General features: G+C 39.1%; 12 protein-coding genes. 4 read left to right on the top strand and 8 right to left on the bottom strand.

Going from position 1 to position 14,698, the window contains the following annotated elements:
- Positions 1-54: 54 nt before the first annotated feature.
- A complete protein-coding gene (locus VSAL_RS02230; protein ID WP_012549216.1) occupies positions 55-447 on the bottom strand; it encodes a hypothetical protein in 393 nt (130 codons plus the stop codon).
- Positions 448-643: 196 nt separating this feature from the next.
- Here VSAL_RS02230 and VSAL_RS02225 point away from each other — a divergent pair, with 196 nt between their 5' ends.
- Positions 644-1,483, top strand: coding sequence for a hypothetical protein (locus VSAL_RS02225; RefSeq protein ID WP_012549215.1), 840 nt, complete (start codon positions 644-646; stop codon positions 1,481-1,483).
- 43 nt (positions 1,484-1,526) lie between these two features.
- On the opposite strand, the gene VSAL_RS02220 is transcribed toward VSAL_RS02225, so the two are convergent.
- The gene (locus tag VSAL_RS02220) at positions 1,527-1,808 is read right to left on the bottom strand and encodes a hypothetical protein (protein ID WP_012549214.1); all 282 of its coding nucleotides are present in this window, start codon (positions 1,806-1,808) and stop codon (positions 1,527-1,529) included.
- Positions 1,809-2,381: 573 nt separating this feature from the next.
- Here VSAL_RS02220 and zur point away from each other — a divergent pair.
- Together zur and VSAL_RS02210 are read left to right on the top strand one after the other, a co-directional pair.
- A complete protein-coding gene (gene zur / locus VSAL_RS02215; protein WP_012549213.1) occupies positions 2,382-2,831 on the top strand; it encodes a zinc uptake transcriptional repressor Zur in 450 nt (149 codons plus the stop codon).
- A 20-nt stretch (positions 2,832-2,851) separates the two neighbouring features.
- Complete coding sequence (locus VSAL_RS02210) at positions 2,852-3,346, top strand: chemotaxis protein CheX (protein ID WP_012549212.1); 495 nt, start codon at positions 2,852-2,854, stop codon at positions 3,344-3,346.
- Between the two features lie 95 nt (positions 3,347-3,441).
- Here VSAL_RS02210 and pgi read toward each other — a convergent pair whose 3' ends face one another.
- The 4 genes from pgi to VSAL_RS02190 all read right to left on the bottom strand — a co-directional run bounded on the left by pgi (position 3,442) and on the right by VSAL_RS02190 (position 9,020).
- On the bottom strand, positions 3,442-5,094 hold the full coding sequence (pgi, locus tag VSAL_RS02205; RefSeq protein ID WP_012549211.1) for a glucose-6-phosphate isomerase: 1,653 nt from the start codon (positions 5,092-5,094) through the stop codon (positions 3,442-3,444).
- A gap of 195 nt (positions 5,095-5,289) precedes the next feature.
- Positions 5,290-6,510 (bottom strand): BamA/TamA family outer membrane protein, encoded by a 1,221-nt coding sequence (locus VSAL_RS02200; RefSeq protein WP_012549210.1) that lies wholly within the window; start codon positions 6,508-6,510, stop codon positions 5,290-5,292.
- Between the two features lie 14 nt (positions 6,511-6,524).
- Positions 6,525-7,610, bottom strand: a complete 1,086-nt coding sequence (alr, locus tag VSAL_RS02195) for an alanine racemase (RefSeq protein ID WP_017021511.1) — start codon at positions 7,608-7,610, stop codon at positions 6,525-6,527.
- 12 nt (positions 7,611-7,622) lie between these two features.
- A complete protein-coding gene (locus tag VSAL_RS02190; RefSeq protein ID WP_012549208.1) occupies positions 7,623-9,020 on the bottom strand; it encodes a replicative DNA helicase in 1,398 nt (465 codons plus the stop codon).
- Positions 9,021-9,480: 460 nt separating this feature from the next.
- On the opposite strand from VSAL_RS02190, the gene VSAL_RS02185 reads away from it, so the two are divergent.
- Entirely contained in the window at positions 9,481-10,203 is a 723-nt protein-coding gene (locus VSAL_RS02185; protein ID WP_231850909.1) for a DUF481 domain-containing protein, read from the top strand.
- A gap of 22 nt (positions 10,204-10,225) precedes the next feature.
- Here VSAL_RS02185 and VSAL_RS02180 read toward each other — a convergent pair whose 3' ends face one another.
- Together VSAL_RS02180 and VSAL_RS02175 are read right to left on the bottom strand one after the other, a co-directional pair.
- A complete protein-coding gene (locus VSAL_RS02180) occupies positions 10,226-13,330 on the bottom strand; it encodes an efflux RND transporter permease subunit (RefSeq protein WP_012549206.1) in 3,105 nt (1,034 codons plus the stop codon).
- Complete coding sequence (locus VSAL_RS02175) at positions 13,327-14,646, bottom strand: efflux RND transporter periplasmic adaptor subunit (RefSeq protein WP_012549205.1); 1,320 nt, start codon at positions 14,644-14,646, stop codon at positions 13,327-13,329. Before VSAL_RS02175 ends, VSAL_RS02180 begins: the two co-directional genes overlap by 4 nt.
- Between the last annotated feature and the right edge of the window lie 52 nt (positions 14,647-14,698).

The raw sequence follows: 14,698 nt of genomic DNA, 5'->3' as shown, positions 1-14,698 counted from the left end.
GGTAATCAACTAATTTTCCTTATCTATATATGTTTATATCACTTCACGACTAACTTATTTATCCTTGTTTATAGGAAAATACATTGGAGTATGAATAATTCGTCTTACAATATCTTTCACAATAATAATCGATTTTGCTTCTATAGATACTTTCATATCTTCAATCGAATTGTATGTATAATCCCCTGAATCAGACAATTCAAGTAACTCTATTGTTTTTATATTCAACTCAATAACATCTATTAACCATCTATATTTTAAGGTTTTTTTTGTTTCATCATCGGCTGTAATTAACCTAGATTTTTCACATAAATCAAGTACGAATTTTCTTAACATTACATGACCACGTCTACTATCCATTAACGCGTAAGCCAAAGATTTATTGAAATTATATTGTTGGTTTTCAGTCTCAACATTGTCACTTAAAGCTGAATGTTTTTTTTCCATAATTTTATTCAACGATACTAACTAGTGACAAAAAATTCAAATATAAGAAAAGCTGATGGGAGTTAAGAGGGCCACCCTCTTACCAGAGACAACGAAAGCGAAGCTAGGTTGTCCTATCTGGAATAGCCATAAATATAAGAGTTGAATATCAGTTATTTGCAAAATAGTACATAGATTCTTATTCTTATAGAAAACAATGTTAAAAAATTGGACAGTCATAACTCAGGCGGTGAAGAATGGTGCTGATGGCATAATGGCAAGAGAAAGGTACTTACTATCAACTCAACATCCAAATCATAAACACACTGAGTTAATCATTCCTATTATAGGAAATAAAAATACATCTCTACGCATCGCAATCGCTGGCGAAAAATTTAAGCTACAACAAAAAATAAATAACAAAAAAGGTGGTAGACCACTTTCAAGCTTCGGAATGGAATATTGTCTAACGCTACCCAAAATACATCGACCAACGCCTCAACAATGGAGAGCTATTATTGCAGATTGTTGTATGTGCTTAGCCTATACCTTGAAACTAAATCCTAACGAACTCATACAATACAAATCTCAGATTCGTGCAGTTTTGCATCAACAACCTCAAATAGGTCGAACTGGTTCAGGAGACCATGTTCACCTCATCATAGGTAAGGTAATAAACAATAAGGTATTAAAAGAACTTCAACAAAAAAAAGTAACATCATTAATCAAACAAGCATTTAACACTGCAGTTCTCAAACATGTAGGTTTAGATCATCGGGAATACAAAACTTATGAATTATCTCGTGGTAAACGATTAGAAACGTGGAAGTATCAGCATCAAAAAGCCGAAGAATCTATCTGCATTCAGAAAAATATCATAAAATTACAGAATCAAACAAACAAATGGTTAACAGCATTTGAACTATCAAACTTTAAGAATAAAAACAGGCAGTTCAACCGACTAATAAAAACATTTGACTTATTATCAACATATTCTTTATCCCCAGAACAACAAAGACAGATAGATAGCATGAAGGCAATAATTAATAAAATATAGTCCACGGTTAATGGACTATATTAGGCTCTTTATCGAGGCGTAACTATTTCAACAGCGTCTGAAAATATTCTGGAGAAAATGCGCTCTCGATACTATGTCCATTAGAATAATACTCCATCAACGAAAATATACCTTTTAACTGATAGCAATCAACATAACGAAGCAATGACGCAAATGGCAAAGACGAACATTCATTTTCAGAATGCATACAACGAATCAATTGTTTAAATTCATATCGGTGAGCACAACCATTGAATAGTGATAGTAGATTAAATCGCTCATTAGATAAGAATAATTCAAGTTTAATAGAGTTTGCGGTCATCATATAAATTCCTATGTTATTGATGAACGTATGAGCCTAAATAACTCATACCCATAGTATTTACTTAATTCTCACAATAACTCCAAATTTTTTTGTGTTTTTTAAAGATCTTTTTTGAAAGGGGCTCAGAAACAAGATTATAGTGTCTTTAAATAAGACACATAAAATCGTTTAATAAACTAAATGATTAAATAGCTAGAATTGATTTAGGGGAACACGTAGTATCATCATCAGAGGGTGTTGATGCTTTTATCGTTAAAAATGTCCCTTGATTTGTCCCTTGTTTTTCCGTTCTTTGGTAATGAATTGTTTCTTAAAAACTTTTTATTTACTTAGTTCCAATCAAGCATAGGAGCAACAGAGAAGCGTTGTAATGGATAAGAGCTCATAGGTAATTTCTTTCAGTGATCAAGGCCGCAATTCTAACATAATAGGAACACAAACAGCCATCCTATTACTTATTTTACTCACCAATAGACACTCTTTACCTTGATTATAATTCTCTAAATAGTGAAGTATAAATAAACATATCTATGATAAACTCGTCTACTTGTTCATAAATAAGACATGTAAACATTGAATAGTTCTCAAAAACAAAAAGTTGAGCAGTTATGCCAACAGCGTGGCGTTAGATTGACTCAACAACGGTTAACTGTTTTAGAGCTTATTGTCATCCACCATGGTGCCATTAGTGCTTACGATCTATTAGAACAATTAAAAAAAATAGAACCCCAAGCAAAACCGCCTACCATTTATCGCGCTTTAGATTTTTTGGTAACTCAAGGTTTTGTACATAAGGTCGAATCTATAAATAGCTATATTTCTTGCTGTGTTATCGGCGAACATGCCCATTTTTCACAACTATTCATCTGTCGCACTTGCGATGATGTTGTTGAGTGCCATGATACTAAAATTACAGAGCAGCTAACAAAGCATGCCGAGCAAATTGAATTTTCTGTTGAAAACCATATTGTTGAAACTCATGGTACCTGCAAAGCTTGTTTACATAGCGATAATCAAAATTAATTTAAAGGATCCAACTCACGATGCGCGCTGAATTTGTAAACCCTTTCTTAGCTTCACTGATGAATGTACTTAAAACGATGGCTTCGATGGAGTTAAAACCTCAAAAACCTCGTATTAAAAAAGACGAAATTGCTCGTGGTGATGTATCAGGCTTAATCGGCATGGTTGCTTCTCAAAGCCGTGGTTCGATGTCTATCACTTTTGAAGAATCTCTTGCACTTCAAATCATGCAAAATATGCTCGGCGAACGTCCAAACAGCATTAATGAAGAAGTAACGGATATGGTCGGTGAAATCACAAACATGGTCACCGGTGGTGCAAAACGAATTCTTTCAGAAAGTGGGTTTGAATTTGATATGGCCATTCCAATGGTTGTTTCAGGCAGAGCACACACGATTACTCATAAATGTGAAGGCGCCATTATTATTATGCCGTTTACGTCTGAATGGGGTAATGCATTTATTGAGATTTGTTTCGAGAATAGAGACGAACTCAAAAAAGAAAGGTTGATGTAGTAATACATCAACCTTTTTTATTATCTGTATAAAATCAGCACATATAAAAAGAGCCAACCGAAGTCAGCTCTTTCATATTATCGAGTGCAATTCAATTATGCTTTAAACGCTTTAAATGCGTTAATTAAGCCATTCGTTGAACTGTCATGCGAGTTAATCGCTTTATCATCAGCCAATTCAGGAAGAATTTGGTTAGCCAATTGCTTACCAAGTTCTACACCCCATTGGTCAAAACTGAAGATATTCCAAATCACACCCTGTACGAAGATTTTATGTTCGTACATAGCAATCAAGTTGCCTAATGTTTTAGGTGTCACTTTTTTCACTAAGATTGAGTTAGTTGGGCGGTTACCTTCAAAGACTTTAAATGCCACCAACTCTGCCATTTCTGCTTCAGTTTTACCTGCCGCTGCAAACTCTGCTCTTACTGTTTCTTCTTTTTTACCAAACGCCAATGCTTCTGTTTGTGCAAAGAAGTTAGACATCAGTTTTTGATGATGATCGCCCACTTGGTTATGACTGATTGCAGGAGCAATAAAATCACATGGGATCAATTTCGTACCTTGGTGAATCAATTGGTAGAACGCATGCTGACCATTTGTACCTGGTTCACCCCAAATAATTGGACCCGTTTGGTAATCAACTGGATTGCCATTACGGTCAACACATTTACCGTTTGATTCCATATTACCTTGTTGGAAATACGCAGCAAAACGGTGTAGGTATTGATCGTATGGCAGAATCGATTCTGATTCAGAACCATGGAAGTTGTTATACCATAGGCCAATCAATGCCAAGATTACTGGTACGTTATTTTCAAGTTCTGTATTTGCGAAATGATTATCCACTTCGTGAGCGCCTTCAAGAAGCTCAACAAAATTATCAAAACCAACCGCTAAAGCAATTGAAAGACCAATCGCTGACCATAAAGAATAACGACCGCCAACCCAATCCCAGAACTCAAACATGTTATCGGTATCAATACCAAACTCAGACACTGATTCTGCGTTTGTTGAAAGTGCAGCGAAGTGTTTCGCTACATGTGCTTGATCGCCAGCTTCTGCTAAGAACCAATCACGAGCACTGTGTGCATTTGTCATTGTTTCTTGAGTCGTGAATGTTTTCGATGCGATTAAGAACAACGTTGTTTCTGGATTTAATGGCTTCAATGTTTCAACAATGTGTGTGCCATCGACGTTTGAAACAAAGTGCATGTTTAAGCGTGTTTTGTATGGTGCTAATGCTTCTGACACCATGTAAGGGCCAAGATCTGAACCACCGATACCAATGTTTACGATATCCGTAATTTCTTTGCCTGTGTAACCTTTCCACTCACCAGAAATTAAACGCTCAGTGAACGCTTTCATTTTTTCTAGCACTGCATTTACAGCAGGCATAACGTCTTCGCCATCAACGATAACTGGCGTATTACTGCGGTTACGAAGTGCCGTATGAAGCACTGAACGATCTTCAGTCTTATTGATTTTTTCACCACTGAACATCGCTTTGATTGCTTCTGATAATTCAGTTTGCTCAGCTAAAGAAAATAGCTTTTGCATCGTTTCTTCTGTCACTAAATTTTTAGAGAAATCAACTAAGATATCTTGGCCAAACGTTGTTGAAAATTTATCAAAACGTTGAGCATCAGCAGAAAACAAATCCGCTAAATTGAAGTTTTGCGCGGTTTCAAAATGTGCAGTCAAATCTGCCCAAGCTTGAGTTTCTGTTGGGTTGATGTTTTTTAACATGGTGAAATTATCCCGTGTAATATGCTTGTCGGTTCAAAAATAAATTTCTGAACTCCCCGTTTATACGAATCTAAAATTTGATGAGCTTTATCTATTATGACCAAAACTACGCTCACCCTTTTTGAGTTAGGTCACATTAAAACGTCTATATGTGAACATTATCTCGTTCAAATAACGATAAAACTAGTGCTAAATTTAAAATGGCTGATTGATCATGACGCGAAATACATTTTCTTCACTTCCCCACGCCATTTCAGTACGAACGACGATACCTTCAACTTGGAAACGAATCGCACCACCAGCACTCCATCGCATATCATCATGCAATGTCGATAATGAAAACTCATCCGCTACACGACCAGTATCAACAAAAGCCACCCACTGCCACCAAGGCACATCATAAAGATTAAAAATAGGCCAATCTTCTAATGGCTGCCAATCGGGCATCACTCGATACTCTGCAGAATAATGAACGGCAGAACGACCATGGAATCGTCCACCACCATAGCTCCTTAATCGATAAAGTCCGCCTAATTTAATTCCAGCGTATTCAGGAGGTTGGTGTGCGCCGTCTTCCCAACTGGGTGTATCAGCAAGATAAAAATCAAACGCAAGCACTTGTTTCTTAATTACATTGCCAATCCCGCCTAAATCAAAAAAGGCACTTTGTTGAAACTCCCATGTCCACCACTCTTCTTGTGAACTGGTTTCTGGAGAGTAAGTGAAATCTAACTCTGTTCGTGAACCATTGGTCGTATTTCTTACGCTATTTCTATTATCCCAATCAAAATTTACCTTCATTCCCCAATTCGATTCAGGCTCATCCCAATCGGAGACATCTGATAATGTACGAGAATAATAGAAAGGGCTAAGCTCAATACTTGAAACCCCACTGTCAAATGGATTACCACTTTTTACTTTACGATTTGGAGTATACGCGGCTTGAGCCCCGATATCCTTGGCATTACCAATGGGTAAAATATAATTAGCCGTCAGATGGTATTGAGCTTCAGTACTGTCGGTAAACACTTCGTCACTTTGATGAGAATTGTTACTTCCTGCGGTACCAATATAATAATCCATATCTTTAAAGCTGGCGTTATAAGCATTTGCACCAAATAACCAAGAATGACCCACTTGATTGTTATCAGATGACAAGTAAGTGAGATAAGAACCTTTACTTGAGTACATTCCGGCAGCAAATAAGGTGGCTTGAGGTTGCCCCACACCTTTCATTACACCGGCAACGCCTATCGTAGTCCCCAAGCTTTCTGAAGAATACATAAAAGGAACCGCTGCCGTTTCAGGAAGCGAGTTTGGCCATATATCACTTTCAGAAAAGACATAAGGTGAAATAAGAAAAAGCGCTAAACCAGTAGCGCTTCTTAAGAACAGTTGTTTCAAATTAACTCTCATGGGTCAAAGATACATTAAGGAATATATTGCATTTGTACTCTTGATGTTAGTTTAGTCACTAACTCATAAGCAATAGTTCCAATGTGTTCTGCTACTTCTTCTGCAGGAAGATCTCGTCCCCACAAAATAGCTTCATCACCAACGTTATCTTCTGCATCAGGTCCTAAATCAACCGTTAGCATATCCATCGAAACACGACCAGCTACCGGAACTTTGCGTCCATTAACTAATACTGGCGTTCCATTCGGTGCTGCAATTGGGTAACCATCGCCGTAACCGATCGCGATAACCCCAATTTTAGTATCACGCTCACTGGTCCACATCGCACCATAACCAACACTTTCTCCGGCTTTTACTTCTCTTACCGCGATCAAATGAGAAGTGAGAGTCATGGTAGGTAAATACCCTAAATCTTGAGCCGTTTTCTCAGAAAAAGGAGAGACACCATACATAATGATACCGGGACGAACCCAATCCAATTGACTGTCTGGCCATGCAAGCAATCCAGCAGAAGCCGCAAGCGACCGTTCCCCTTGGCATCCATCCGTCAATGACATGAACGTTTCAATTTGTTCGTTCGTCGTCGGATTATCTAATTCATCTGCACAACCAAAATGGCTCATATAACGCAGTGGCTGAGCTACATTTTTACACGCATGCAAACGATCAACATATTCTTGGTATTCTTCAGGGCGAATACCTAAGCGATGCATACCTGAATCGACTTTCAACCAAACAACAACAGGGCCTTCAAGATCTGCATTTTCTAATGCTTCAAGTTGCTCTTTGCAATGCACTGCCGTTTGAATGTTATTAGCGACTAAAATTGGTAAATCACCCGCAGAATAAAATCCTTCGAGTAATAAAACTTGTTTCACTATGCCACCAGCTCGAAGCTGTAAAGCCTCTTCAATTCGCGCCACACCAAAAGCATCTACACCGTGCGCACCTTTAGCAATATTGAGTAAACCATGGCCATAACCATTTGCTTTTACCACAGCAAGGAGTTTGCTGTTTGGTGCTTGCTGTTTAATTTTTTGCAAATTATGCGCTAAGGCAGACATATCAATCTGTGCAGCAGCGGCTGTCATATAGCTCATACTTTTGCCTTATTATTCATCATCAAACGCAGGACCTGCGTAATTATCAAAGCGAGAAAATTGCCCTTGGAAGGTTAAACTTACCGAGCCAATTGGACCATTACGCTGTTTACCAAGAATAATCTCAGCAATCCCTTTGCGGTTACTTTCTGGGTTATAAACTTCATCACGGTAAATAAACATGATCAAATCGGCATCTTGCTCGATTGCACCAGATTCACGTAAATCCGAGTTTATTGGGCGTTTATCAGCACGTTGCTCTAGGGAACGGTTAAGCTGAGACAGGGCAACAACCGGAACGTTTAATTCTTTTGCTAGCGCTTTTAATGAGCGTGAAATTTCTGAAATTTCTTGAGTACGATTATCTTGCATACCAGGAACACGCATTAATTGAAGGTAATCTATCATGATCATACTTAACCCTCCCGACTCACGTGCAACACGACGAGCACGAGAACGTAGCTCGGTTGGCGTTAAACCTGAGCTATCATCAATATACATATTCTTTTTCTGAGTCAAAATACCCATGGTAGACGAAATACGCGCCCAATCTTCGTCATCTAATTGACCGGTACGAATTTTGGTTTGATCAACTCGAGACATCGAAGCCAACATACGCATCATTAGCTGTTCCGCTGGCATCTCTAGTGAGAAAATCAAAACGGGCTTGTCTTGGTCCATTGCGGCGTTTTCACATAAGTTCATCGCAAAGGTCGTTTTACCCATTGATGGACGAGCCGCAACAATAATTAAATCAGACCCTTGTAGACCCGCTGTTTTCTTATTTAAATCCGTGAATCCAGTAGAGACACCGGTGACACCATCTTGTGGGCTTTGGTATAAAAGCTCGATACGTTCTAATGTTCGCTCAAGAATGGTATCTACCGTTTGCGGCCCTTCATTCTCAGTCGTACGCGCTTCGGCAATAGCAAAAACTTTACTTTCGGCCATATCCAGTAAATCTTCAGAAGTTCGACCTTGAGGATCATAACCCGCGTCAGCAATTTCATTGGCGACACTAATCAAGTTACGAACCATCGCACGTTCACGAACAATATCAGCATACGCATTTATATTCGCGGCACTTGGGGTGTTTTTCACTAAATCAGCAAGATAAGCAAAACCGCCCACTGAATCTAATTTTTCATGACGTTCAAGATGTTCAGATAGGGTAATTAAATCCAACGGCATACTATCTTCTAGGATGGATTTAACCGATTCAAAAATTAATCGGTGTGGTCTGCTATAAAAATCAACAGCTACCACTTTTTCAGCGACAGTATCCCACCGCTCATTATCAAGTAGTAAACCACCAAGTACAGATTGCTCTGCCTCTAATGAATGCGGCGGTACTTTTAACGCATCAACTTGTGCATCATACTTGCGGTTTTGATTTCGATTATCAGCCATTACTACTTTTCACCATCCTAAATTCAGCTCTACATTATAACCAAAAGAAATTGGGATGAAATAACTATCCGTGTATCTCCTGATAACCTTTCGCAAAATAAAGATTTTGACTCAAATTTAACTCATCAACCAGATAAACTCCTATACTATGTGTCCTCTTTATTCTTTCTGAGATTAATACGTGTTAAAAAAAGTTTTACTTACAGGGCTTATCGCAATCAATGCATCTGTTCATGCAAGTGAGATTGAAAGTGAAGACGCGGATACGTCACCTCCCTCTCCTAGGGAAAGCCAAGTCGAATTGGGTTATGGAAGCGACAACTCACTATCTCTTAATTGTAGCCTAGAGCCGGTTTATACCTCTGGGCAGAATAGTCATGCCAGTGACGTAAAGTATTACTTATCAAAAGATGAGTGTGAAACCGACACTGAGCAGCTAACCCTTGAGAAAAAACCAAGCATCAGTGTTCCGACAAGTGAGATCGATACAGAAGACGACGATACATCACCACCTTCTCCATGGGAAAGCCAAGTCGAATTTGGTTATCAATCAAGCAAAGGTAACGATGATTCACAGTCTCTTAATGGTCGCTTAGAAGCAAGTTACACGTCTGGACAGCATCGTCACACAGGTGAAGTGAAGTATTATTTATCAAAAGAAGATGGCGAAACAGACAAAGACCAATTAAGCCTTAATTTACAAAGTGACTATAAAATAAGTCCTGATTACTATCTTTATGCCAACTTTAAAGGCTTAGAGACGGAATACAGTGCCTATTTTAAAGATTATACCTTTTCAGGTGGTTTAGGTTACCAAGCCAGTAATACGGAAAAGTTAGTATTAGAATTAGAATTAGGCCCTGGTTACCGTTATCAAAATCCAAATCTTGACGAGATAGATGATGACGATCTTATTTTTCCAGAAACAGTGGCAGAAGCGATCTTACGAACAAACATTACCGTATCGTGGAAACCAATGGACGTATTAACGCTTGCTTCTGAAGTCACTGTCACCAGCGGTCGAAGTAACACGCGTATCGATTCTGAAGTGAGCCTAACAAATAACATTACAGAAGAAATCGCCCTGAAGATCGCACAATCTCAAGAATATTTAGATCGTGTACCTCCAGGATTAAGCAAAACTGATTCTGTTATTTCAGTTAACTTATTATTTCTCTTCTAAATAAAGTTGAATCCCGCCATTCTCAATGTAACTCTTCATGCTTTTTCACTAATCCAAAATCAGCCAAGATGGCATAAGCGGCAGGGATCATGAAGAGTACCAAGAGCGTTGATGTAAAAATACCAAATACAATAGAAACGACGAGAGGCTGAATAACTTGCGCCTGCAAACTGGTTTCTAATAACAGAGGTAATAATCCCACAGCCGTTGTCACTGACGTTAAAAATACCGCTCTAAACCGTTCTTGGCTGGCTTTTACGACCGCTTCATACACGGAATCACCCTCATCCACATGATGTCGAATGTATTGCACTAACAAAATAGAATCGTTCACAACTATCCCCGCCAATGATACAAACCCCATAATACTCGGCATGCTTAATGGGTGACCTAATAGTACATGCCCCCACAACACCCCAATCAACGCGAGTGGAATTGCCAGCATGACGACAAAAGGTTCAAGATAACTTCTAAATTGAAAACTCAAAATAACAAACACACCAAATAAGCCCAGCATAAAACCCGTGCCCATTGATTGTCCGGTTTCGGCGGTGTCTTTCGCTTCACCTTCAAAATCAAAACGCAAACGTGGGTATTTATTTTGTAGCGCGGGCGCAAGCTCTGATCTAAATTGAGCTAATATTTCAGAAGAGCTGACTTGTGATGCATGAACATCGCCAAATACGCTTAAGGTTCTTAATCCATTAATGCGTTGAATTCGAACATAGTTACGTTGAAAATCCAATGTAGCGATAGAAGCTAAGGGGATTTGACTGCCATCAGGCATGATAATAGGGAAGTTTTCTAACGTGTGTAAATCTCCCGCTTGCTCTTTATTCAAACGCACTTCAATTTCAATATTTTCAACACCGAGTTGGATCTCATCTGCCGTTTGTCCAAAATACGCCGCTCGTAATTGATTTGCGATCAGTTGGCCAGTAACGCCATAGGTTTCAGCGCCCGGTCTTAATTTCACCAGAACCTCCTCCTTGCCCATACGCATGTCATCAAGCACACCATACACGCCAGAAAACTCATTCAAATAGGCCTGAACTTCTAATGATGCTGATTTCAATGTATGTAAATCATCATCCATCATCCGAATTTCAATCGCCCGACCTCCCGGCCCCATCGTCGGTTGCTTATAAACCATGGTTATTGGTTCAGCTAAATCGCCCACTTCTTCACGCCACGCATCAATAAAATCATCAATTAAGGTAGTGCGCTCTTCTGCTCCCAATAAATCTAATCGAATGGTCGCAAGGTGCGGGCCTGATTCACTCGCATCCGCATTGGTATTAAATTGTTGAGTAATGTGCTCAACCAATGGACGACCATCTTCATTATTGTCACACCATTCTTTATTTAACTTCTCTGCCGCAGAAACAATTTTATCAACCACAATTTCAGTTTGAGAAAGTGACGTGCCCGGGGGCAGAATAATTCGCGCTTCAGCAATATCACCATCCAACTCAGGGAAACCTACAAACTTCAGAGCACCGCCAGAAATGAGTGAAAAAGAAATCAGCAAACTCGCAATAACGGCACCTAAAAAGGCATAACGCCATTCCACTACTTTTGTGACGGCTTTCACTAGAGTGACATTTCTAAAATGCTCAAAACGATCTAATACGATTTTTTTGATGCCTGAAATTGGCTTGTCTTTTTTTGCCTTATGTAATGAGTGACTAAGGTGATTAGGAAGAATTAAAAACGCTTCAATTAGACTAAGAGACAGAACTAATATCAGTACTTGTGGAATGACTTTTAAAACAGCCCCCATTTCTCCTTGTAGAAACATCAAGCTACCAAAAATACACACCGTCGTTAAGAAAGAAGACAGTACGCCGGGAAAAACCTTCTTCACCCCGTTATATACGGCATCGTCTATCTCTTGCCCTCGGTCTAAATGGGAAGCGATGGATTCTGCAATTACAATGGCGTCATCCATCATTATCCCTATCGCCATCAACAGGGCGACCAGTGACATAATATTAATTGAGAGCCCAAAACTCGCCATTAAAAATAAACCGCCAAGAAAAGCCACCGGAAGGCCTGCTGCAACCCAAAAGGAATATCGGAACGTAAAAAAGAGCCACATGGTGAGGAAAACAAGAATGATCCCTTGCCAGCCATTTTTCACCATCATGGTTAATCGATCCCACAACAAAGAAGAAAGATCGTTGGTCATTTCTAATGCCACACCATCAGGAGCAACAGATTGTTGATATTTAACAAACTCCGTCACTCGATCTTTAATGCGTAAGGCGTCTTCTTCTTTATTTTTACTGATCTTAAGTAACGCTGACGGCTTACCATCAAACAATACCTTTTGTTCATCCAGTTCAAAACGATCGGTTATCGTGGCAATATCGCCTAAACGGATTAACGCCCCATTAGCTGATGCACCCATGACTGTTTTTGCCAATTCTTGCGGGGTTGTTTTTCTTTCATCAAAGCGAATTAAAAAATTCTTTTCTGGGGTTTCAATACTGCCGCTTGGTAGCTTTACATTTTGTTCAGCCAGTTTATTCGCAATGTCACTGACATTTAAACCAAGCTGACGAATGGCACCTTCATCTAACTCAACACGATATTGGTGGTCCGAAAAACCACTCACTTCAACTAAGGAAACATCATAATCAAGCTTGAGGCTTTGTTTGAGCTTTTCTGCATACGCTTTTAATTCTGGCCATGTTGTGTCTGCCGTAATCGCGACATCCACCACGGGTTCATTCCAATCCAATTCTTGAACTATCGGTGACTCTATCTCTTTAGGAAAATCGTTAATTGAATCAATTTGAGTCTGAACATCAACCAACATTCGTCCAATGTCGGCTTTCGCATTCAATTTAATGACCAAACGAGCAGAACCTTCAATTGCCTCACATTTGGTTTCTTCAATATTGCCTAATCCATCAACGGCATCCTCTAGGCGGATACAGATACTCTCTTCAACCTCTTGTGGTGAAGCGCCAGGGTAAACCACCCCAGCGAGAATATAAGGGGGGCTAAACTCAGGAAAGGTTTCTCGTTTTAATTGAGATAGTGACACCACACCAAGCAGCAAAATAGAAAGCATTAATAAATTGGCGGCGGTTGGATGTCTTGCAAAAAACTTAATCATTCAGCCGACTCCCCTTCCTTTCTTTGCTCAACAGAACGCAATTGCATGCCGTTAATAGCAGGAAGGAGATCATTTAAGATCAACAAGTCACCCGACGTTATATCCCCGACAATAGCGACTTGATTGTCTCTTCTAAACACAATATTTACGGGTAAAATAGTTAACTGGCTGTCATTATTAAGTAGGTAGATCTTATCACCATGAAGTGCACTTTCAGGGATCACCCATTGTGGTGAAACCTCGCCTTCAATTTCTGCTTTTACAAACATACCATTGACCAATGGAGGTAATGTGCTGGGTGTTAATGAACGGTAGTCTTGTTGTATCTCTAAAATAATGCCAACGGTTGCTTGATTGGGATCGACCGTTTCACTGATCCGAGCAACCTGAGCTTGCCACTCTGCATTAAAACGCCCACTGCTTAATTGTACGTTTGCTTTTAGCGGCAATGAATCAAGATTAGGCATACCTTGTTCATTCGATTGAAACATACCAAAACTGTGCACTAACGTTTGCATATCATGAATAGAAACTTGAGCTTCCACTTCCATAGTTTTAATACCATGAGCAATAAAAATTTCTTGCTGTAAATTCACCACTTGGTCAGCTTCAATGTCCACTTCAGAAATACGAACATCGGTTGGTAATACAATTGACGTTTTATCTAAAGAGCGCTGTGCTTCTTTTAATTTAGCTTGGTTCACTTTAACAATGGCTTGAGCGACTTTTCTTTCATCAGGCAATAATAAAATTTGGTTTTGAATATCCAGCACGACTTTTTGTTGTGCTAAATAAGATTGATTTTGCTGATCAAGATCCGATTGAGACGTTAAGCCTTTTTTCTGTAAATTTACTTTTCTACTTAATTCTTTTTTGCTGATCGCCAAGCGATTTTTTTCAATTTTTAATGTGTTACGAATGTTCTTTTCTTCTAGATCCACTTTTGCTAATTGGGTTTCACTTGACCCTAAATCCGCCTCTGCTTGAGCAAGCTTTAATTCGTAATCGAGTGGATCAATCCTCAATACCTCAGTCCCAGCAAGTAACACATTGCCTTTATTTAATTCGGGATGGCGATAGACTACTTTACCCGAGACTTCAGCAATGGCTTTCCATTCAAATTTAGGCCTTATTTTACCGAATCCAATCACTTTAGGCGCAATACTTTGTTGCTCTAAAGCAATGGTCTTCACTATTTTTGAACGATCTTCAACGGGCTTAACTTCGGCCTCAGGCCGTAATTTTGTGATGGTCACCAAGATAATGACACCGATAGCCACCACAGGAAAAAAGAGCAGTTTTTTAGTTATTTTCATTAGAATTCGTCTCTTTTATTTTGAAATAAGCCGTCACTTAATAAACGAATAT

This window comes from Aliivibrio salmonicida LFI1238, assembly GCF_000196495.1.
Classification (GTDB): Bacteria; Pseudomonadota; Gammaproteobacteria; order Enterobacterales; family Vibrionaceae; genus Aliivibrio; species Aliivibrio salmonicida.
The sequence above is the reverse complement of the archived record's forward strand: the minus strand, read 5'-3'. Positions and strand labels throughout refer to the sequence as shown.